At 44.3% G+C, this 21,891-nt stretch carries 14 protein-coding genes; 5 read left to right on the top strand and 9 right to left on the bottom strand.

All coding sequences use genetic code 11. From position 1 onward, the window contains the following. Positions 1–173: 173 nt before the first annotated feature. Entirely contained in the window at positions 174–1,670 is a 1,497-nt protein-coding gene (locus NSQ91_RS16420) for a glycoside hydrolase family 43 protein (protein WP_076303710.1), read from the top strand. Between the two features lie 116 nt (positions 1,671–1,786). On the opposite strand, the gene NSQ91_RS16415 is transcribed toward NSQ91_RS16420, so the two are convergent. Next, the gene (locus NSQ91_RS16415; RefSeq protein ID WP_076281834.1) at positions 1,787–2,638 is read right to left on the bottom strand and encodes an aldo/keto reductase; all 852 of its coding nucleotides are present in this window, start codon (positions 2,636–2,638) and stop codon (positions 1,787–1,789) included. 36 nt (positions 2,639–2,674) lie between these two features. Beyond that, positions 2,675–3,640: an aldo/keto reductase gene (locus NSQ91_RS16410; RefSeq protein WP_076303711.1), complete on the bottom strand. Its 966-nt coding sequence runs from the start codon at positions 3,638–3,640 to the stop codon at positions 2,675–2,677. A gap of 325 nt (positions 3,641–3,965) precedes the next feature. Between NSQ91_RS16410 and NSQ91_RS16405 the strand changes: the two genes are divergently transcribed. The 4 genes from NSQ91_RS16405 (at position 3,966) to NSQ91_RS16390 (ending at position 9,322) form a co-directional block, all read left to right on the top strand. After that, a complete protein-coding gene (locus NSQ91_RS16405; RefSeq protein ID WP_036677195.1) occupies positions 3,966–4,640 on the top strand; it encodes a response regulator transcription factor in 675 nt (224 codons plus the stop codon). Beyond that, on the top strand, positions 4,637–5,692 hold the full coding sequence (locus NSQ91_RS16400; protein ID WP_081383288.1) for a HAMP domain-containing sensor histidine kinase: 1,056 nt from the start codon (positions 4,637–4,639) through the stop codon (positions 5,690–5,692). The genes NSQ91_RS16405 and NSQ91_RS16400 overlap by 4 nt, the downstream gene beginning before the upstream one ends. A 118-nt stretch (positions 5,693–5,810) precedes the next feature. Beyond that, positions 5,811–7,562, top strand: coding sequence for an ABC transporter ATP-binding protein (locus NSQ91_RS16395; protein WP_076130605.1), 1,752 nt, complete (start codon positions 5,811–5,813; stop codon positions 7,560–7,562). Beyond that, the gene (locus tag NSQ91_RS16390; RefSeq protein ID WP_036677200.1) at positions 7,562–9,322 is read left to right on the top strand and encodes an ABC transporter ATP-binding protein; all 1,761 of its coding nucleotides are present in this window, start codon (positions 7,562–7,564) and stop codon (positions 9,320–9,322) included. The genes NSQ91_RS16395 and NSQ91_RS16390 overlap by 1 nt, the downstream gene beginning before the upstream one ends. A gap of 102 nt (positions 9,323–9,424) precedes the next feature. Here the strand turns inward: NSQ91_RS16390 and NSQ91_RS16385 are convergent, their stop codons facing one another. The 7 genes from NSQ91_RS16385 to NSQ91_RS16355 form a co-directional block, all read right to left on the bottom strand. After that, on the bottom strand, positions 9,425–10,987 hold the full coding sequence (locus NSQ91_RS16385; protein WP_076303712.1) for an ABC transporter substrate-binding protein: 1,563 nt from the start codon (positions 10,985–10,987) through the stop codon (positions 9,425–9,427). Positions 10,988–11,077: 90 nt separating this feature from the next. Beyond that, complete coding sequence (locus tag NSQ91_RS16380; RefSeq protein ID WP_081383287.1) at positions 11,078–12,013, bottom strand: carbohydrate ABC transporter permease; 936 nt, start codon at positions 12,011–12,013, stop codon at positions 11,078–11,080. 13 nt (positions 12,014–12,026) lie between these two features. Beyond that, positions 12,027–12,986 carry an ABC transporter permease gene (locus NSQ91_RS16375; protein ID WP_038574490.1) on the bottom strand — a complete coding sequence of 320 codons (960 nt, stop codon included), beginning with the start codon at positions 12,984–12,986 and terminating at the stop codon, positions 12,027–12,029. Between the two features lie 121 nt (positions 12,987–13,107). Then, positions 13,108–16,458: a glycoside hydrolase family 9 protein gene (locus NSQ91_RS16370; RefSeq protein WP_076190320.1), complete on the bottom strand. Its 3,351-nt coding sequence runs from the start codon at positions 16,456–16,458 to the stop codon at positions 13,108–13,110. Between the two features lie 227 nt (positions 16,459–16,685). Beyond that, a complete protein-coding gene (locus NSQ91_RS16365) occupies positions 16,686–18,428 on the bottom strand; it encodes an extracellular solute-binding protein (protein WP_076190321.1) in 1,743 nt (580 codons plus the stop codon). Continuing rightward, positions 18,425–20,101: a response regulator gene (locus tag NSQ91_RS16360; protein ID WP_081387763.1), complete on the bottom strand. Its 1,677-nt coding sequence runs from the start codon at positions 20,099–20,101 to the stop codon at positions 18,425–18,427. The genes NSQ91_RS16365 and NSQ91_RS16360 overlap by 4 nt, the downstream gene beginning before the upstream one ends. After that, positions 20,017–21,759, bottom strand: a complete 1,743-nt coding sequence (locus NSQ91_RS16355; RefSeq protein WP_076190323.1) for a sensor histidine kinase — start codon at positions 21,757–21,759, stop codon at positions 20,017–20,019. The genes NSQ91_RS16360 and NSQ91_RS16355 overlap by 85 nt, the downstream gene beginning before the upstream one ends. Between the last annotated feature and the right edge of the window lie 132 nt (positions 21,760–21,891).

The raw sequence follows: 21,891 nt of genomic DNA, 5'->3' as shown, positions 1-21,891 counted from the left end.
ATCATAATCACCTGACCTGTGCTTATTGAAATTACATATATATTAATTTAATAAATATAACGTATATCTTCAACCCCGATTCATTGAAAACCTATAAGCAATAGTGTTTAATTTTCTTAGTAGTTAAATATATTGAATTCTTATTTATATGAATTTATTAATGAGGTGGAGAAATGAAATACAATAACCCGGTCATCAAAGGGTTTTATCCTGATCCCAGCGCATGTAAAGTTGAAGACACTTATTATTTGGTCTGCAGTTCCTTTCAGTATTTTCCCGGTGTTCCGATTTTTGAAAGCAAAGATTTAATTAATTGGACCCAAATCGGTCATTGCTTAACCCGAAAGAACCAGATTCAACTGGATACTGTGGACAGCTCCGGTGGTGTATTCGCCCCCACCCTGCGGTACAATAATGGACGATTCTACATGACGACCACTAATGACACTCTGCGCCAGAACTTCTATGTCTGGACTGACAATATTTACGGCGAATGGTCTGATCCGATTAATGTAGATCAAGGCGGTATTGATCCGGATTTGTATTTTGAAGACGGCAAAACGTATTTCATGAGTAATGGGACAGACGATTACGGAGTTAATGGTATAGTCCAATGTGAAATTGAAATTGAAACTGGGCAGAAGCTGTCGCCAAGCCGTTCAATCTGGCAAGGATCCGGTGGGCGTTATTTGGAGAGTCCTCATTTATACAAAATTAATGGACAATACTATCTGCTAGCTGCTGAGGGTGGAACCGAATATGGGCATATGGTTACTTATGCAAGGGGCAATTCTCCTACTGGCCCATTCGAAGCCTACCCGCATAACCCCGTATTGACTAATCGAAATTTAGGCGGTTACGAGCTTCAGGGAGTTGGACATGGAGATTTGGTACAAGACCATGAGGGGGATTGGTGGCTGTTACATCTTGGATTCCGGCAGACTGGCCAGTATCTTACCTATCACCATTTGGGGCGCGAGGTTTTTCTAACTCCGATTACCTTTGGCGAGGATGGATGGTTTACAGCAGGTCATGAAGGTACCACACTTATAAGTTTCGAGACTGATCGTATTGCGGACACAGTCATTCAGCAGGAGAAAAGAGTCTTTACGTTCGAGAACACAGATTGGAATTTAGACTGGTGTTACCTGCGTCACCCGGTTACAGAAAATTATCGGTTAGAAGCTGATAAAATAAAGCTTAAAGGAACTGCAGTTACGTTAGATATCCCGGCTACTCCGACATTTATTGGTATTCGTCAAAAAGATTTTAACGCAATTATTTCGTGCCAAGTCAGCCTTACGAATGGTGAAGCCGGAATTACACTTTACATGGACGAAAATCACCATTATGATTTGGCCTTGCGTAAACATCCAGAGGGTTATGAGATTATCGAACGGCTGAATATCGGAGATATCAAATCCATTGAAAAAACAAAAAATATAGGTCAGTGCAACCATGCTTCATTAGTTGTCAAAAGCAGTCCAACGCATTATCAATTTTATATCCAGGTAGACGGTATTGAGATCTTACTCGGAGCTGCGCAAACCAAATATCTATCCTCTGAAATAGCCGGAGGATTCACAGGTGTGCTTATTGGTTTGTACGCCACTGGAGAAGATCAAGATTATAATGCGATATTCACAAGCTTTAGCTGCCTTTATTCTTAAACCTTCAAATTAAAATGAACTGTTCAAGGCTAAGGGTCTTATAAATAAAAGAGGGGTTAACCCCTTAATTATGGTTAACCCCTCTTTTATCAAAACCAACAAGATCCTAAGAAAAATTAGATATCCAGCTTCCTTGTACTTAACGCTTTTACCATTACAGGATCTCTATGTGAAAAGAACAAGCTCTCTTTTGTGTCTAACAGCGCAATTTGTTCTATATCCTCTGAGTTTAATTCAAAGTCAAAGATATTAAAGTTTTCAATTATTCTTTCTTTCCGGACAGACTTTGGAATCACAACAACTCCTCTTTGCGTCAACCAGCGTAAAACCACTTGGGCAACAGATTTATTATATTTTTGGGCTATTGATACTAAAACTTCGTTCTGAAACATGTTGTTTTTACCTTCAGCAAATGGACCCCATGATTCAATCTGAACATTGTTTTCTTTCATGAATGCAGCACTTTCAATTTGTTGGCAGAATGGATGTGTCTCAACTTGATTAACTGCAGGAGTTACTTCATTATGAATAATCAAATCAATCAGACGATCGTTCTGGAAGTTACTTACGCCAATCGCTCTGATTTTTCCTTCACGGTACAATTCCTCCAGCGCCCGCCAAGAACCATGCACATCGCCAAATGGCTGATGAATTAAATACAAATCCAAATAATCAAGTTGCAATCTTGAAAGGGATTTTTCAAATGCTTCCTTTGTACGTTCGTATCCTGTATCTTGAACCCATAATTTCGTAGTAATAAATAGATCCTCTCTTGGTACTCCACTCCGTTTGAGGGCTCTTCCCACCGCTTCTTCGTTTAGGTATGAGGCTGCGGTATCTATCAGTCGATAACCTGACATGATCGCATCGTAAACAGCTTGTTCACATTCAGCTTCATCATGAATTTGAAAAACCCCAAAACCAAGTATCGGCATTTCAACACCATTGTTCAAAATAACTTTTTGCATAAAAAATCCTCCTATTAGTTGATGATATAGCTCTATTTAAAAGTGTGAACTATCAATATCCAGTTTTGACAAAGCTTCATTTAGACTATCTACATCTTCCTTTGTTAATTTGAGATCAGCTCCATATAGGTTTTCTTCTAATCTGTTTAATTTTGTAGTGCCTGGAATTGGAATGATATATGGTTTTTGAGCTAATTCCCACGCGAGTACGACTTGAGCTGGTGTTGCATTTTTGCTTTTTGCAACTTGAGTAATTAAATCTAATAACACTTGATTATGATCAATCACATCAGGTTTGAATCTTCCCATGAAACTTCGATAGTCACCTTCATCATATTTGGTTTCCTTGGTATATTTACCACTTAAGAAACCATTTCCTAATGGACTGTAAGCGATAAAAGCAATTCCTAACTCTTCACAAAGCTCAAACAACTCTTTTTCCGGTTCACGCCACATCATGGAGTACTGATTTTGGGTTGCAGTAATCGAACATACAGCATGTGCACGTTTCATATAATCAATCGGTGCATTAGAGACTCCCCATGTTTTAATCTTCCCTTCAGCTATTAAATCTTTCATTGTTTCTGCGACAGCTTCAGGTTCGACATTCGGATCCACTCGGTGCTGATAATATAAATCAATGCAATTGACCTCCAACCTTTTTAATGAGCCTTCTATTTGTTCACGAATAGAATCTGGTGTGCTATTCAAAATAAGTTGAGGTTGACCGTCTACAGCTTCTTGTCCTAAAATTCCAAATTTAGTTGCAATCACAACTTGATCTCTTAGTGGTGCAAGGGCTTCGCCTACTAATTCCTCATTGGAATCTCCATAAAAAGCAGCAGTATCAAAGAAATTACATCCTAGTTCAACTGCTCTGCGAATTAATTTAACCATTTCATTACGATCGGCTGGCTTTCCATAGGCATGATCCATTCCCATACAGCCAAGCCCTATTGCCGAAACTTCCAAGCCACTATTTCCTAATTTACGCATTTGCATCTGTGATCTTCCTTTCGCATGAAGTTCAGTCAAAGTTCAACGTTCAAGTAAGCTGCATTATTGTTCAGCACGTTAATCCAGCTAAATTAGTTTGGGTACTATTTTAGTATGCAACAATTTTTCACAAAACAGATATCATAATAGTATTAAATCATTGCCTATTCCTCTCATTTCATTGAATCCTCCCTATGTATGAGTCACTTTATATCGACTACAAGGATTTCAAACCAAATCTTAAGATTAGATAAATATTGATTCTGCTCCCTTTAAAACAAATTCCCCACAGGTAATAATGGATACAAACCTACTATTGGAGTGAACAGTAATGATTAACATACTCGTAGTTGAAGATGATAAGCATGTAAGAAGACTTCTTGAAGCTGTTCTGAAACGCGAAGGATATGATGTTGTAACTGCTGAAGACGGAGTTAAAGCTTTGGAGGTCCTTGATTCACAGCATATTGATCTAATCATTCTGGATATCATGATGCCTAATATGGATGGTTATGAATTCGCCAAGGAAGTAAGAGATGCCGATAGCTTGGTCCCCATTCTTATGGCTACAGCAAAACAGCTGCCTGAAGATAAGAAAAAGGGGTTCCGGATTGGAACTGATGATTATATGACCAAACCCATTGATACCGAAGAAATGCTGCTCAGAATCCAAGCACTGCTTCGCCGTTCGCAAATCGCAAGTGCCCGTAAATTAGTAGTGGGTAAAGTGATCCTTGATTATGACGCATTGACAGTAACCCGGGAGGACGAGAAACAAACGCTTCCGCAAAAAGAATTCTATTTGTTGTATAAGTTGTTGTCCTATCCTGAACGGATTTTCACGCGCATCCAGCTTATGGACGAGATATGGGGCATGGAAAGTGAAAGTACGGATACAACCGTTAATGTGCACATCAATCGCCTGCGGAAACGGTTTGACGCTTATCCAGAGTTTGAACTGGTTTCCGTCAGAGGTCTTGGATACAAGGCGGTGCGAAGCCAGTGAGCAAAATAAGTAACAAGCTCAGCAACAGAATCAGCCTTCCCATCTATTTTTCTCTTATCATATTTTTCATCTTTCTTATTACCGTTGTGATTACAGGACTACTCTTCTTTCTCGCACAGGTTTTTGGTTTGTTGAACGAAGAGCTTGCCCAGGATGGATTCGTACTACCCATAATGGTATTAATCGCTTGTACAATTATCGGTACCACGATATCAGCCATCACAAGCCGGAAAATGGTAAAATCCATCCGGATATTTATAGAGGCCACAGAGCGTCTTGCCAGTGGTGACTTCTCCATGCGGCTCCAGCTCAAAAGCCCGCCAGAGTTTGAAATTCTATCAGAGAACTTTAACCGTATGGCTGAAGAGCTTGGGGGTATCGAAATTCTGCGAACTGATTTTGTAAACAATTTTTCCCATGAATTCAAAACACCGATTGTATCTATTAAAGGGTTTGCTGAAGTCTTAAAGAATGATGATCTTACTAAAGAGGAACGTGATGAATATCTAGATATTGTCATTGAGGAATCGACCAGACTTGCCTCCCTTGCTTCGAATGTACTGGAGCTGACGCAGGTTGAGACGCAAAAGATTCTGACAAACAAAATGCGGTTTAATGTTGGGGAACAAATTCGCCAGTCTGTGCTTTTACTGGCTGCCAAATTTGAGAAGAAGCACCTGAAGCTGAATGTTAATATTCAGGATTATGAACTCTCCGGCAATAAAGAGCTTTTAAATCAGGTTTGGTTAAATTTATTGGATAACGCGATCAAATTCACTCCTGAGCATGGTGAAATTGAAGTTAAGATGAAGAAAAACGAAGATAACCTGGTGATTCTAGTTCATGACTGCGGAAGCGGTATTCATCCTGAGGCTCTTCCTAAGATATTCGATAAATTTTATCAGCAGGATACTTCCCACTCGACTGCAGGCAATGGACTTGGATTAGCAATTGTTAAAAAAATCATTCATCTACACCATGGAACCATTTCTTGCGAAAGCATTCCATTACAAGGAACCACATTTACAGTTACGATTCCGATTGGAATGTAGTGCGAGCCCTGGAGAACCTCATCGTTCTTTCAGGTTTTTTTATTTTTCAGAAAAGTTAACTTTCAGTTTATCTTCTTTCGTTATCATTTAAGCAACGCCACATAAAGGAGTCAGATGTATGGTAACTATACTTAAGTACTTAAAACCGAAGGAATGGGCCCTAATCGGTATCAGCATCCTATTCATTGTCACACAGGTATGGCTGGATCTGGAATTGCCCGGTTATATGAGCGAGATTACTCGTCTTGTACAGATACCAGGGAGTGAAATGAGCGAAATCATTGCAGCCGGAGGCTGGATGTTGCTCTGTGCCCTCGGCAGCTTAGCCACATCAATTATAGTGGCAGGGATCGCCGCTAAAATTGCCGCCAACTTCTCTTCAAGATTACGCTCCAAATTGTTTGATAAGGTACAGTCTTTCTCTATGGAAGAAATCAACAACTTCTCTACAGCTAGTTTAATTACCCGTTCAACAAATGACATTACACAAGTGCAAATGCTGATTGTCATCGGTCTGCAACTGCTGGTGAAGGCTCCCATCCTTGCCGTTTGGGCAATGCTCAAAATTACAGGCAAGAGTTGGCAGTGGTCGCTTGCTACCGGTGTCGCCATTGGGGTATTGATTCTTATTGTCGGCATAGTGATCGTGCTAGTGCTTCCGAAATTCCAAAAATTGCAGCAACTGACTGATAATCTTAATCGTGTTGCAAGAGAGAATCTTACCGGCCTTCGTGTCATTCGTGCGTATAATGCGGAAAGCTACCAGGAAGATAAATTTAGCGTAGCCAACAGCGAGCTTACCCGAACGAATTTATTCGCCAATAATGTACTGTCCATGATGATGCCAAGTATTTCTCTGATTATGAGCGGTTTAAGTCTCGCAATATATTGGATTGGTGCTATTTTGATTCAAAATGCCAATGGTACGGCGAAGATGGGCTTATTTTCAGATATGATTGTCTTCTCATCCTATGCGATGCAGGTGGTTATGGCATTCATGATGCTGATCATGATTTTTATCCTGATGCCTCGTGCCCATGTATCCGCTAAAAGAATCAATGAAGTGCTGGATACTAAGCCAAGCTTAGAGAACGGATCCCTTACTTCCTCCAAGGCAAATCGGTTGGGTGAGGTCGAATTCAAAAATGTCAGCTTTAAATATCCGGATGCAGAAGAATACGTTATTGAAGATATCAGCTTTACGGTGAAAAAAGGAGAAACTGTAGCCTTCATCGGTTCAACCGGATGCGGAAAAAGTACCGTCGTGAACCTGATTCCTCGCTTTTATGATGCTACAGCAGGTGAAGTGTTGGTGGATGGTATTAATGTTAACCAATATGAGCAAACTGCACTGCGCAATAAAATGGGATATGTATCTCAGAAAGCGATTTTGTTTGGCGGCACGGTGAGCTCTAATGTTGCTTTTGGCGATAATGGCAGTGATCTGTCCTCTGATGTTGTTGATGCCATTTACACCTCTCAAGCTTCAGATTTTGTTGAAAAGATGGAAGGAAGCTACGAGGCTCATGTCTCTCAAGGCGGTACGAACTTGTCTGGCGGTCAAAAACAACGTCTTTCCATTGCCCGAGCCATTGCCCGTCGTCCTGAAATATTAATCTTCGACGATTCCTTCTCAGCGCTTGATTATAAGACGGATCGCAAATTGCGAAGTGAATTGAAGAAAAAATCCAGCGGTACAACGATACTAATCGTTGCCCAACGGATCGGTACAATCAAAGATGCAGACAAAATCATTGTACTGGAAGCCGGACGAATGGCAGGCATGGGAACACATGATGAATTGATGCAGACCTGTGATGTCTACCAAGAGATTGCTTACTCACAACTTTCAAAGGAGGAGCTAGCTTAATGAACAAAAGCAAAGAGCAACTCAACACGTGGAGCAAACTTCTCCACTATTGCAGAAAATATATCCCTGTAGTTCTTATAGCTATTATTAGTGCTGCAATCGGTACGGTTCTGACTCTGCTTGGACCGGATAAGCTTTCGGAGATGACAGACTTGATCACGGCCGGCCTCGTCACCGGAATTGATATGGAAGCAGTAACTTCTATCGGCCTTTTCCTTGTATTTATCTATATCCTTAGCGCTGTGTTATCTTTGGTACAAGGATTAATTATGTCCGCAGTTACGCAAAAGGTCTCCAAAAACTTAAGAGCCGATCTCTCACGCAAAATGAACAAACTTCCGATCTCTTATTATAATAATTCTACAACCGGTGACATCCTGTCCCGGGTTACCAACGATGTGGATACGATCGGGCAAGCTTTAAACCAAAGCGTCGGCACACTGGTAACTGCCCTTGCCCTCTTTACGGGATCCATCATCATGATGTTCAAAACAAATGTGATCATGACTATTACGGCGGTTGTTGCAACTATCATTGGCTTTGGCCTCATAGCGGCAATTATGAAAAAATCCCAAAAGTATTTTCAAAGTCAGCAAGAATACTTAGGGAAAATCAATGGCCATGTGGAGGAAGTATATACAGGACATACTGTAGTGAAAGCCTACAATGGTGAATCGCAAATGCGCAATACATTTGAATCCCTGAATATGAATCTTAAAGATAGTGCATTTAAAGCGCAGTTCCTCTCCGGTCTTATGATGCCGATTATGATGTTTATAGGCAATCTAGGTTTTGTGGCCGTTTGTGTAGTTGGTGCTGTACTTGCTATGAACGGAACGATATCCTTTGGGGTCATTGTAGCCTTTATACTGTATGTCCGTTACTTTACACAACCGCTCTCTCAGATTGCTCAAGCCGCACAAAGTCTGCAATCGGCTTCCGCGGCAAGCAAACGTGTCTTTGAGTTCCTCGATGCTGACGAAATGGACAATGAAAGTCATAAAGAAAGACATCTTAAAACTGCTGTGGGCAAAGTTGATTTTGAACATGTGCAATTTGCTTATGAAAATTCAGATAAACTTGTGATTAAAGATTTTTCTGCAGAGATTAAGCCTGGGCAAAAAATTGCTATAGTCGGTCCTACCGGCGCAGGTAAAACTACACTGATAAATCTTCTAATACGGTTTAATGAATTAAAGGGCGGAGAAATATATATTGATGATACCCCCATCAGCAGCTTAACAAGAGAAAACATCCATGATCTATTCTGTATGGTCTTGCAGGACACCTGGCTTTTTGAGGGCACTATCAGGGAAAATCTAGTGTACAACAAAACAGGTGTAACCGATAAAGAAGTTGAAGATGCTTGTAAGTCGGTAGGCTTGCATCATTTCATTCAGACCTTAAGTGCCGGTTATAATACCATACTAAATGACAAAGTTAATTTATCCACGGGCCAAAAGCAACAGCTTACGATCGCCCGCGCGATGCTCAAAAATGCCCCAATGCTCATCCTCGATGAAGCTACAAGCTCAGTCGATACAAGAACAGAGCTCTTGATTCAGCAGGCAATGGATAAGCTCATGGAGGGAAGAACCTCTTTTGTTATTGCGCATAGACTCTCAACCATTAAGAACGCCGATGTGATTCTGGTTCTGAAGGAAGGCGATATCCTGGAAAGCGGCAGCCACGAAGAACTACTTGCCAAAAATGGTTTTTATGCGGAGCTTTATAATAGCCAATTCGACCAAGCCTCTTAAAGCCTAGTTGACACTGTGAATTAAATAACGAAAGTCAAAAGGACCTACTCATTGTTCTTATCCAGAACAATGAGTAGGTCCTTTATTTGCTATGAACACATATCATCTACTGGCAAGGAATTCATCAAGCTGTTTTTGCTTTTCAGCAATGACTTTATCTAGGCCAGCCGATTTTTGGGCGGCGATAAATTTCGGCAATTCTTTGTCCAGATCAACCGAGCCGGTCTCAAGCATCTTTTGATATTCTCTTAGAACGTTTGCTAGTGCTCCGACTTCGGATTTGACTGGCTCGCTGTCAAAGGTGAAGCCCAGTGCCGGCGATGATTTAGCGCCTTCGTTGAACTTTTTGAACTGCTCCCACTTGTCTGGAGCTTCCGAACTCCAGACATAGTTCAGGAATTGATTTCCCAGCTCCCAAGCGACGCCCGGTGCGTACTGTCCTGACTTCTCCGTCTGCGTCATAACATTACCATTAAGTGTAAAGTGTGTACCTTCAATACCGAAGTTAAGCAGATTAATAATCTCTTGATCTGTATGAAGCAGGTTAATCAGCATCATGGCGCGTTCCGGATTCTTAGACGTTGATGAGATGGCTAACATGGCGCCGGTAGTCTCCGATGTGGCGACCGTTTTACCTGTCAGAGTAATTTGGGCAAGCTTGCCATCAAGTCCTGTCGCGGATGCGATTTCCTCTGCTTTGCCTGGCTTGAGAGGCTCTACAGTGGAGAATACGTTGCCAGTCTTATAAGCATCAAGGGATGACGTTTGGGAAGTGGCCGCATCTTTGTTAAGATACCCCTTCTGGAAGAAATCACGGGTTACTTTTAATGCATTTAAGTATTGGGGATACTCTTCGGCCGGTTTGACTGTCGCTTCCGTGCCATTCTTATCGATAGCGCCAGGTATCGTCGTATCACCTAAAAAATCCAATTCCACAAAGGAGTGAGAGGCGAACGTGCCACCCGTTGTATACAGCGGATACATGGTTGGCTTCTTCTCTTTAACGATCTTATAAACAGCATCTAAATCTTCGATTTTTTGCACTTTACTCATGTCGATGCCGAGTTCATCGGCAATGTCCTTCCGGTACACAATGCCCCCTGACGATGCCAATTCTTTATTAGTAGGGACTGCATAATTTTTGCCGCCGATTTTGGAGCCATCGAGAAAAGCTGGATCCAAGCTATCCTTAATGCCCTGGCCATACTGATCGAGCAAGGGACCGAGATCTAAGTAAGCACCTTTGGCAACGTTCTTTGCATACCCGTTCCATGAGGCTGTAAATAGAATGTCTACGGGCTCTCGAGAAGCGATGATGAGGTTAGTCTTATCATCCCATGCTCCCCAATCGATTGGTGCGATATCTACCGTCGCGTTTATTTTTTCGGTCAAGATCTTGTTCAGCGCTTCCTCGACGATAGCCTCGTCCGCCTGTGGAGCTCCTTCGTAGACCAGCTTTAGTTTATAGGGCTCCAGCTTCGAGGGCTCATTGGATGTGTTATCGGTGGTTGAGTTCGCTGATGAGCTCGGTGTGGCGCCTTCTTTTCCGGCATTATCCGGTGTAGCGTTGTTCGAGTTGTTTGAATTGCCGCAAGCCGTAGTGGCTAATGCTGAAATAAGCATCAGTGTAAGAAGCAGTGAAACCTTGCTTTTCGTATCCTTCATTTTCAAGTAATCCCCCCATAAAATAGAATGATATGCTAAACCATATACTGGTTTTAGCCGTTTCCGTGCCCACGTAAGTGATCGGCAATCTTAGCCTTTAACGGAGCCTACTGTCAGGCCTCTGATAAAGTATTTCTGGAAGAACGGGTAAGCAAATACAATAGGTCCAACACCTACAACCACCATCGCCATACGCACCGTTTCACTCGGGAAGTTGATCATTCCGCCAGCTCGGGTAATTTCAGCCATCGCGTTCGGGTTACTGGATAAGTACTGGATGTTGACCATCATCTTGTAAAGAAAGTACTGCACGGATATATTGTGGTTGTCTGTAATAAACATTAGGCTTAGGAACCAGTCGTTCCAGTATGTCAGTGTTTGGAACAGTGCAACGGTTGCCAGAACCGGCAGAGATAATGGCAATACAATTCGGATAAATATCCGTAGCTCCCCTGCCCCATCTATTTTTGCTGACTCCAGCACAGCTTCAGGTACGGTCTCCTTAAAGAAAGTGCGCATGATCAGTACCCAGAATGCGGACATGATCAGCGGCATGATCAGTGCCCAAAGTGTATCTTTTAATTCCAGCATCTGTACATATACCAAATACCAAGGGACTAAGCCGCCGGAAATCAGCATCGTTAGAAAAACAAAAAATGTAAAATACTTAGCCTGCGGAAAATTATTCCGTGAAATGGGGTACGCATACAGAGCTATTATGATGACACTTAGTATCGTACCTATCACCGTGACGGTTAGTGAGATTCCATAGGAATGAACGATTTGACTGATATCTTTCATTAGGAATCGATAGGCCGCCAGATTGAAATTTTCGGGCATAAATCGATATCCGTGTGTCATAACGGACTGCTCATCGGAGAACGATACCGAAAGAATCAGCAAAAGCGGTAGGATACAGAGCGCCGAATAGATGACAAAGAAGATGTTGATGAGGGTTGACGCCCATCCCGACAGCTGATTCTTTGGATTGGACCCAGATAAGGATTTACTCATTGTATTGGTCATAAGGGCTCCTCTCTTAGAACAGCGCGTTCTCGCGGTTAAAGCGGCGAACGACCCAATTAGATACAAAAACCAAGATGAAACCAACGACTGATTGGAACAGGCCTGCTGCTGAGGAAAGTCCGATATCCCCAACGGTCAGGAAGGTGCGGTAGACATAGGTATCGATAACGTTTGTCACAGGGAACAATGCCCCCGATTCACGTGGCACTTGGAAGAATAGACCAAAGTCGGCATTGAAGATCCGGCCAACCTGCAGCAAAGTCATAATCGTGAGGACAGGCATGATCAAGGGAATCGTGATTTTCTTGATCTGCTGCCACTTGTTTGCCCCATCAATTGTCGCGGCTTCGTAGTACTCCTCGTCGATACCAATGATTGCTGCCATGTACACAACCGTGTAGTACCCCATGTTTTTCCACGTGTTAATGATCGGCAAAACGATCGGCCACACTTCTTTCGTGAAGTACCAGCGTACGGAATCAAGACCAAGCGCCGGCAGCAACGTGCCGTTGAAGTATCCTCGCTCGTCGCTCATGAACCCATACACTAAGTACGAGATGACGATCATCGACAGGAAGTATGGCAGGAACATGATCGTTTGGTGTAGCTTCGAGAGGAAGCGGTTCTTCATCTCGTTAAGCATCAAGGCGAACCCTAGAGGAAGCGCCATGTTCAATACAATAAACAGCGAATTATAAAGCAATGTGTTGCGAATGATGATGTACGAATCCTTCGAGGCAAACAGATATTCGAAATTCTTCATCCCTGTCCATGGGCTTCCCAGGATTCCGTCCTGGTAATTGATTGTTTTAAAAGCAATAACGATCCCGAACAAAGGGATGTAGTTATTTATTACAAGCAGAACGATTCCCGGCAGCATCATTGCGTAGAACATCCAGTAAGTACGAAGATTCTTCACGATGGAAAAATTACGTACAGTACGTATTGGTTTCCTATTTGTAGGAAGCGGCATAGCTTTCAATAGAGTTGTTGCACTCCTTTCACTGTCTTACACACTCCCCACACCGTTGTTTAGGCGGTAATGGGGAGTTCAGGTTTTCACTATTGAGCCGTAACGTCAATTGTGACGTTACTTATTGAGGTTCTGTTCCCCACTGAAGAGCGCCTGCGATATAGCCAGTTGTATGGCTCCAATCGGTGTAAGTCGAATCGGTCGGATCGAAGGAGTAATCTCCCGTCTGCGTATAGTTCGTCCAATCGGTCTTGTTCATGCGGATCTGAAGCTCAATGCTGGCTCCAGCTGCTAAACTTCCGGCTCCGCTCGTAAAGCCGATTTCCAGATAATGATCAGCTCCTGTCAAAGGAGCCGGCAACTTGACGAAGGCGCCAGTTACGTTGCTACTGCCGACAGTGGACCAATCGCACCAGAAATTCTGGTCCTTCTCCCCATCGATCGTGTAATAATAATGAAGCTTCACGTCGGACAGATTGATGGCCGTGGTACCGGTGTTCTTCAGCTTTATCCGAGGGCTCAACGAATTGCTCGTTGCCGTAACAGGAGAATTGTACTGCTGCACTTTGATAGAACCACTTTCGGCAGTGGGGGTATCGACCACGGAGACCTCAAGATTCGCACTTGCTCCTGCGCTAAAGTTGAACGTCAGCGTCGTTGTTCCCACCGGTTGGGCAGCCAGATATGCCTTCTGAATCGTCACTGTCGTGCCTGATACGGTGTAGTCCGTACCAGCAACTAGGGCAGTCGTGCCATTATTAATGCCGATGAGTGTGTTATCGTTCAGCGTCAAGGTCACCGGAATGTCGGTCTGATTCGCGGTTTGCTTGTCAAAGGCAGCGGTCATCGGACTGATCGCCGAGTTAATAACCGACGAATCGTTCACAGCAACGGATAGCGTAGCAGATGAACCGGCGTTAAACAGGAAAGTGAGGTTCGCCTTGCCGATTGGCTGCTGCGCGAGATAGCTCTTGTGTAGAGTGACCGTGTTGCCCGAAACGGTATAGTCCGTGTCCACAACGAGAGATGTCGTACCGTTCTTAATGTCGGTGAGCGTGTTGCCGTTCAACGTTAGAGTCACCGGAATATCAGCTTGATTTGCTGTTTTCTTATCAAAGGCAGCAGTCGTTGGACTAATGGTCGAGTTGCTGCTATTTCCGGTTGCGAATGCGGCAATGAATACCAACCCTGAATTCCAATAAACGGTATGTTCATTTGTAGTCCATTCTTGGAAGTTATCGGTATAGTTTTTGGCTGCAAATCTTGATATCTGGTTTCCTACGGTTATGTCGTTGGAGTATTTATTCGGTCCTCCGACAAGATATCCCTTAGGTACACCAGGTAATCCATCTGTTCTATACATGATGCTGAACGGATATTTCACGCTGTTATCGCCGTAACCTGATACAAAAGATACGCCCACCGGGTTCTGGCCAAGAATCCAGTCTAACTGACTATTGTTAATCTCATTAATGATAGCGCGGTTGCTCTCAAAAGTTCCCAGTAACTTCGTACCGATGATCATTTCCATCGGTGTGTCCGCAACCTGCATGGTGATTCCCCAATAGTAGTTACCATCTTTTATGATGCTTTTCCAAGGGCTATCGTTATATCTGCTCACTTTGTCATTGAACCATTGCTGGAATTTATCCGAATACCAGCTTAAGACTCCGGAGTCCGGATTAGCGGCTTTCAGATAACTGAAGAAGCCTGTATTCCAGGTGTTTGCCCAACCACTGGCGAAATCAAGGGTATCCTCAAAAAATATTCCCATATCGGTGTAATTCGCCAGGAAATAATCATTGTATTCGGCATCGCCGGTCGATCGGTACAGGGAGCCTGCAGCCCACAGACGATTCGAAGCGTCATCCGTCACATCGTAAGGCCATCTGCCCGTGTTAGGCGTCCGAATATTTTCCGGATGTGCTTCCAGGTACCCCCATGCGTCTATTGCCGCATCCAAGCAACTTTGGGCAAAAGCCGGATCAATATTCTGATAAATTAAGTAGGCATGTGCCAATACACCGGCTGCGGTAGCTGTATCGGCGGTCGTTTTGATATCAGTCCGCGAGCTTACCGTATCCTTATCGATAATTTCTCTGTCTACCATATTGTCATCATCCTGAAAGGTCACTCGAGCATAGAAACCGCCAGTTGCAGCATCCTGCATTTTGAGCATCCATTCCAGTTCCCACCTTGCCTCATCCAGGATGTCGGGAATGCCGTTTCCGCTCTCAGGAATATTAAATTGATTGTCTGTAAATTTCTCCGGCATCATTTCATAGGCCCAGAAGAGATCCGACAAGGCTTTGGCTCCTGCGTTAACGTACTTGCCTTTATCACCCGCATCGTACCATCCCTTGGAAACATCTTTTTTGATGGAAGGGTTAGACATTAAAGGCACTGCGGTGTCAGGGGTAAAATCTGTTCTTTGATAATTTTGAGTGTATGGGCTGGTAATATTAATCCCGGTTCTCTGGTAATAGAAGTATCTTGTTACGTCATTTAAAAAGGGTTCATAGATTTCGTTAGCTTCGCCGATAGTGAACTTGGGCGAATTCTGAAGACCCTGCACTGAAACATAATATTTTCCCGGAATCGTTAAATTTGTGAAATCGGCGGTAAAAATACGCTCCCCGCTATCGATAGCATCATAATTTTTGGTGAGTACAAGCGTTCCGGAGTAAGCTGTCGAATTATTTGTGGCGTTAATAATGTTAAACGTAGTACCTGCATCGACCGTGAGCACATCCTCAAAACCGGTTACAAGCGCTTGCTTTACTCCATCTACGGGATACCCTAATTGATTGACCTTGATGGGGGCGTACTCTTTCTCCTTATCGGGAGACGTAACCCTAATGTCATTAAGCCACACTTTTAAAGGTTGAAAACCATTATTCTTGATGGATAATGCATCTATGGAAGATACATCAATTCCTTGGGAGACCTGAATTAGATCCTTTAACGGGATCTTCACATGGGTCCAACTTGTAGTAATGTTGACGTAGTTGTTAATGTTTACTGTAGTGGTAATTTCATTGCCGGCAGCTCTTTCGAATACCCGGTCTTTGAAGCCCAGTAAAAAGGACTCTCCGCCCGCATTTCCTTTGATATTAAACTCAAGGAATCCATTTGGATGATAAGAGGTAAAGTCATATGCTTTCCAGCCGGCAACCGTAATTAAAGCGTTGTACCAGGAAGGACTGGTAGGCGTCTTCGCATTCAACAATAATGAAGGCAATCCATTGTACATTGCTGTAGAATCAATGGGAAGCTTGCTGTTCTCCGTCTCCAATCCAAACCCGCTATCTCCTGCCCAACCGTCGGATATATTACTGAATATTTGGTAATCTAGTAAGTCTCTCCACCCTGCAGGCGCTTCGGGGGTTGCCGCATTAGTCTTGATCGGATTTGAAAAAAAGATAGCCACAAACATAGTTAATGCCAGAAACACGCTTACTTTTTTCCTCATTACCTCTCCTCCTAAAAAGTTTTGTGAGCATAAACTGCTTCGCTCCGCTTCATACAAAAATCAGTTCGAAAGTTTACACTTAGTTAGTGAGAGTTACTCTATGATTAACTTCGTATACCATCACCTCTTTTTTTGAAAACGCTTTCTAATAAAATCATTTTAATTCACGAAGTTAATCCTGTTATATAGAAGAAATAAAGGAACATAGAAGAAAACAAGCCACAATATTATGGCTTGTTTTCCATGTACCAATTATTTACTTCTCTCGTGATTACGTCGCCGCCATTCTTGTAAAATTGGGCTACGAACTCATCAAAGTAGGAGATCGGCTTCTCGCCATAAATGATGCTCAGATAACTCTCCGTTGCGAGTTTCTGCAGGAACACTCCGTGTTTCTCCATCCCGTCCGTTAAAGGTCCGTGGTATCGGTTTGGGATTTCGAGTCCCTGCTCGGCAATCGCCACCCCAGCCGCCGTAAGCTGAGCCGAATTCAAACCTTTAATGGCTTGTTCGATCGGCGTCGTCACTATGGCTTCCGAATTTTCAGATAATTTTCTGATTGCATCCGCATTCATATAAGGCAAGGCTGGAGCGCCACCTGTCAGCGGATAGAGCATCCAGCGCATATCCATTGAAGACCCGTCCGCAAGCGGCCACTTATCATTCGGCACGCCTTCAGTGGCGAAATTGACAGTAATGACCTTGTCGTTCATGATCACATAATCGTAACCTTCGTGAAACCCTTGTGCGAATCGGGGATCGAAGTACGGGTCATCCGGGCCGAAATTTTTGGCAAGCAACTTGTTATAATAAGCGAACCAGGCTTCCATATTCGTGAAATCCTTGCTGAACACCGTGTAGATACCGTACAACGGCTTTTGTGCCTTGCCCTTTAACCCATCTGGTCCGGCAGGAAGGGGGTAAGCCTGCCAAGCCGCTTCGGGATCGACCTTCACTGTATCGCCGAGCGGCCAGGCTCCCATCCAAAACGGGCCGAACATGACACCGGCCATTCCGTTAACCGCCAGTTCGGACGCTTGGCTCGGGTCCTGCATGCCTGCATCCCTGTCCATATAGCCCTTCGCCATCCAGGATGCCATCGTTTCCAGGTATTTCTTAGCATCCGGGTGTACGGCGCCAAAGATCAAGCTGCCCTTCTCGTCTTCATTCCAGAACAGTTTGATGTCAGACGTGCTAATCATCTGCCTTGAAAAAGCTCCGGAAATCGCATCTGTCTGCCCCATCCAGCTCCAGGGACCTTCCTTCAGCGGAACCGATAGACCAACTTCGTCATCTTCGCCATTCCCATTAGGATCTTGTTCAGAAAATGCCTTCAGCACGTTCTCCAACTCACTTATCGTCGTAGGCGGGTTCAGCGACAGTTTCTCAAGCCAATCCTTACGGATCCACATGACCGTTCCCTCATCTCCTGCACTAAAACGGGGAAGTCCATATATCTTGCCGTCTTTGGTCACTTCTGCCATGGTATAAGCGTACTTCTCCAGCGCTTCTTTTAGCTTAGGATGAGCATACTTCTCGATGGCATCATCCAGCGGAAGCAACTTGTCGGCTTTGAGCAGATACTTCAGGATGTCTCCTTCAGCGCTAAGGGTGTCCGGCAGCTTGCCATTCACAGCCAGCGCGAGCCGAATTTTGGTATCTGCATCTTCGAACTTGCTGACAATCCAATCAAACTTCGTGACGATTCCCAGATTATCTTCCATCCAGCGGGTATGCACGTTGTCTGTAAGGCTTTCATCTGGCTTGAATGCGTTAGGCCGATTCTCGTCTACGATTCCTGTTGTGATCGTTATAGGCGGATCGTATTTAAAGTCCCATACCGGCTTCTTTTCCCCATTGGATATACTGTTCTGTGCCGTTTTCCCTGTGCTACTTAAACAGCCGGAAACTAGCAGCACTCCGCTCAGAACTGCCCATAGAAAGATGGCCTTTCTTTTTTGCTTCTTCACCGGCCCAATCCCTCCATTCCCGATCGGTATCTGTCCCTGAATTCCTGGGGCGTCACCTGATAATAGTCACGGAATTTCCGAATAAACCAGTTAGTATTGGGATAGCCAATGCTTTCACCAATATGGTAGATTTTATTATTTGTATGCTTGAGCATCTCGCAGGCTTTGAGCATACGCTGCTCGTAAATATATTGGGATACGGTAGTGCCTGTGCACTGCTTAAAGATTTTTGACAGATGGTTAGGATGTACGAAGACGCGTTTGGCCAGCAAAGTAAGTGACAAGTCCTTGTCCAGCTCCTTCTGGATGTAGAGTTGCGTCTTCCGGACGATCACCTGGCTGTGGTCCTCGGTCTCCTCCCCTAGCTTATCGCGAAGTGTGCGTAGTAAGTCGAGCGCCCAGCTTTCCAGCTGCGACGCGTGCAGCATTGCTTTTCCTTTAACGAAAGCCGATTGCTCAGGAGTGAGCATTTGGGCCAGCGTCCTGCCACTACGATTCGCGATATACTGGAAGGCATTGGAGAGAAAGAAAAAGACGTCGCGCATGAGGTAAGGTGAACCCGTATGCATAAGCGGTGACACGAACGCTCGGATCTTAGCTTCCGCCGCTTCCCATTGCTCCGTTTCCAAAAGATGTGTCAGCAGAGGCGTTTCATAGAGCTTGCGCATAAGACGCGCTTCCTCTTCATTCCGCTCTGGCACCTGTCCACCCGAAAAACTGTCACTATCCAATCGTGATTTAGCTGTCATATAACTAGCTTGCAGTTCTTCCGGGAATAGACAGTCGGTTTCCCCTACAGAAATTTCACCTTTAAGCAAACGCTGTACTTCTTGCTTTAATCGCTCTATCCGCTCAAGCACCCATTCCGGATCAGGTGGTGCTCCTGATAGGTCGTATACCAGAGCGAGCAGGTTTCCTTCATCATCCGCTGCCGACCAGCAGTCATAGCGGTCCATCAGCAATTCTTCCAGCATGTTTGTTACCGCGAACCTGATCAGTGACTGCGAATAGAGATCTTGTCCGTCGAAAGGGGAACCCAACCGGACAAGGCACATTGAGACGTGACCTGGTATCGGAAGAGGCAGGTCAAACAGCTTTAACTTCTCTGCAAGAACCTTGCCATTCAGATTTCCGCTGAGTACTTTGAGCAACAACCCTGCTTTCAGTTCTGCACTATTGTCTCGGTAGATACGGAAGCCCTGTTCGATTGATCGCTCCTGCTCAAGCTGTTTAATGATCCGGCCCATTGCCGTAAGTAACTGCTCGTCCTTCGCGGGCTTCATCAGGTAATCGAGCGCTTGCAGCTCAATCGCTTTTCGGGCGTAATCGAAGTCCGCATAACCTGTGAGCAGCAGGCACTTCAGCCCTGGAATACGAAGCCTGGCCTGTTCGATCAGTTCCAGGCCGTTCATGCGCGGCATACGGATATCCGTCATAAGGATATCAATGGGGAAGGAGTCTATCAGAGCAAGTGCCTCGCTCGCGCTGTATGCCTTCCAAACGCGGGAGATACCAAGTGTCGCCCATGGAATCGTATCTGCCAGACTGTCCGCATAATGTTTCTCGTCATCAACTACAAGCAGGCTATTCAATGCTCTTCCTCCTTCGTTTCTTCTTTCATCCCCTGTCTCCAAATCAGCCTCACGTTTAGACCACCCAGTCTGGACGGGCAAAACTCAATTTGAGCGTCTGAACCGAAGTTGCCTTGCAGTCTTTGATATACGTTCCAAAGACCGCAGCCTGCATATTCGCTGGCCGGAATATGAAGCTCCATTTGCAGTTGGTCCATCCGTTCTTTATTTAATCCTTTTCCGTTATCCTCCACTTCCAAGTGCAATTGGTCTTCATTGACGTAAACTCTAATTTCAACCCGGCCTGGATATTCGACGTTCTCAAGTCCATGCACGATCGCATTCTCCACGATTGGTTGGATAAGAAGCCGGGGAATTCGCAGCTCCGCCAACTCTTCAGGCAGTTCGATGCTGTAGGACAGCGTCTCATTGCGAAGCCGAAGAATCTCGAGGTGAATGCGCACGAACGCCAGTTCTTCACCCAGGCTGACTCCTTGATTATCCATTCGCGTCGTATACCGGTAATAGTCGGCCAAATGATACGCCATGTCTATAACAGCCCGATTCTTTCCCATCTTGGTCATATTAATGATGAAACCCAAACAATTGTACAGAAAATGAGGATGGATCTGGGCTTGTAGCTGTTTTAGCGTGGCATCACGCGCAAGGATACGCGATTGTAGGACATTCTCGATGAGATCTTGGATCTGCGTCGCCATCTCGTTAAAGTTCTGCATCAGGAACGTGAATTCATTGTTTGATTTCTTCGGTAGCCGGTACGCGTAATCGCCTTCCTTAATCCTCTGCACCGCACGCACAAGTTGGAAGATAGGTCGATGTACGTTCCAGTACAAAGCAGACGCGGCGGTAATACAGGATAGGAGCAAAATAATCGAAGAAGCTCCAAATAATAACCTCTGTTGCTTGATAGGTCCGATAATCTGGTTAAGTGGAACAGAATCGACGAGATGCCACTCAAGAATATTGGAATAATAATAGGTAATCAGATAAGGCCTGCCGTCGAAGGAATGAATTAAAAAACTTGAATTCCGGCTATTGATCCTGTCGCCTAATTCCGCGATAATTTGGTCCATCTTGGACCCATCTGCGGATCGGCTGGCGATGATGGCATGTCCTTCTTTGTAAAAAAACGGGTTGTCAGAGTGACCAGATTTGTAGGTATCAAGCAAATTTTCAAAGCTCCACTTGTAGAGGTTAATGCGAACGGCAACATCCAGATCGTCCGGACGGGCTGGTTTGTAACCCGTAGTGACATAAGTTCGAGTAAAACCGGAGCCAATCTCCAAATCTTCGCTGTAGCTCCACCCTAGCGAAAATCGGCTATCAAACTCTTTAAGGTCATATTCATAGGAGGGGGAAGAAGAAATACTATCGTCTCGTTGCGGGAAATAGACGGTCACGTCATTGCGCCAGTTGCCCGATGCGCTGGCCAGCGACAGCTTCTCTTGGATCAGCAGCCTTGTCTTCATTAGGGAATAATCGCTCATATTGAGGTTGTAAAGGTATTCCAGCACGTTCGTGTCAACGAGCATAGGTGCGGAGACTAAGTCGAACTTCTCAATGCTGGCATCCAGTTGTGCCACGAAGAGCTCCATCCGGTTCAGGCTGGCTTTGATAAGCTCCTCCTGTATGACGTTGATGCTCTTAGAGGTAGAATAATAGTACAGCGCCACGACCGGAGTTAGCAGAATCAGCAACAACACTAACATTTTCTGAAAAATATTAAATTTGATCCGCATGGGATTTCCATCCTTTTTTGTAATTACACCTCAACCTGTATTTTACAATGGATAGAAAGCGTTTTCTATACAAATTCTTTGCGTTTCAGCAAATTAAAATAACCTCATTCCCAATGAACTCTACTTAGGAAT

Origin of the sequence: Paenibacillus sp. FSL R7-0048 (assembly GCF_038004505.1) — a bacterium.
Taxonomy (GTDB): Bacteria; Bacillota; Bacilli; order Paenibacillales; family Paenibacillaceae; genus Paenibacillus_AQ; species Paenibacillus_AQ odorifer.
This window is presented reverse-complemented; position numbering and strand designations above follow the sequence as displayed.

What these genes read in the sequence shown, in the direction of transcription:
- NSQ91_RS16420 (WP_076303710.1), top strand. Translation starts at nt 174, where the DNA reads ATGAAATACAATAACCCGGTCATCAAAGGGTTTTATCCTGATCCCAGC.
- NSQ91_RS16415 (WP_076281834.1), bottom strand. Translation starts at nt 2,638, where the DNA reads ATGCAAAAAGTTATTTTGAACAATGGTGTTGAAATGCCGATACTTGGT.
- NSQ91_RS16410 (WP_076303711.1), bottom strand. Translation starts at nt 3,640, where the DNA reads ATGCAAATGCGTAAATTAGGAAATAGTGGCTTGGAAGTTTCGGCAATA.
- NSQ91_RS16405 (WP_036677195.1), top strand. Translation starts at nt 3,966, where the DNA reads ATGATTAACATACTCGTAGTTGAAGATGATAAGCATGTAAGAAGACTT.
- NSQ91_RS16395 (WP_076130605.1), top strand. Translation starts at nt 5,811, where the DNA reads ATGGTAACTATACTTAAGTACTTAAAACCGAAGGAATGGGCCCTAATC.
- NSQ91_RS16390 (WP_036677200.1), top strand. Translation starts at nt 7,562, where the DNA reads ATGAACAAAAGCAAAGAGCAACTCAACACGTGGAGCAAACTTCTCCAC.
- NSQ91_RS16385 (WP_076303712.1), bottom strand. Translation starts at nt 10,987, where the DNA reads ATGAAGGATACGAAAAGCAAGGTTTCACTGCTTCTTACACTGATGCTT.
- NSQ91_RS16380 (WP_081383287.1), bottom strand. Translation starts at nt 12,013, where the DNA reads ATGACCAATACAATGAGTAAATCCTTATCTGGGTCCAATCCAAAGAAT.
- NSQ91_RS16375 (WP_038574490.1), bottom strand. Translation starts at nt 12,986, where the DNA reads ATGCCGCTTCCTACAAATAGGAAACCAATACGTACTGTACGTAATTTT.
- NSQ91_RS16370 (WP_076190320.1), bottom strand. Translation starts at nt 16,458, where the DNA reads ATGAGGAAAAAAGTAAGCGTGTTTCTGGCATTAACTATGTTTGTGGCT.
- NSQ91_RS16355 (WP_076190323.1), bottom strand. Translation starts at nt 21,759, where the DNA reads ATGCGGATCAAATTTAATATTTTTCAGAAAATGTTAGTGTTGTTGCTG.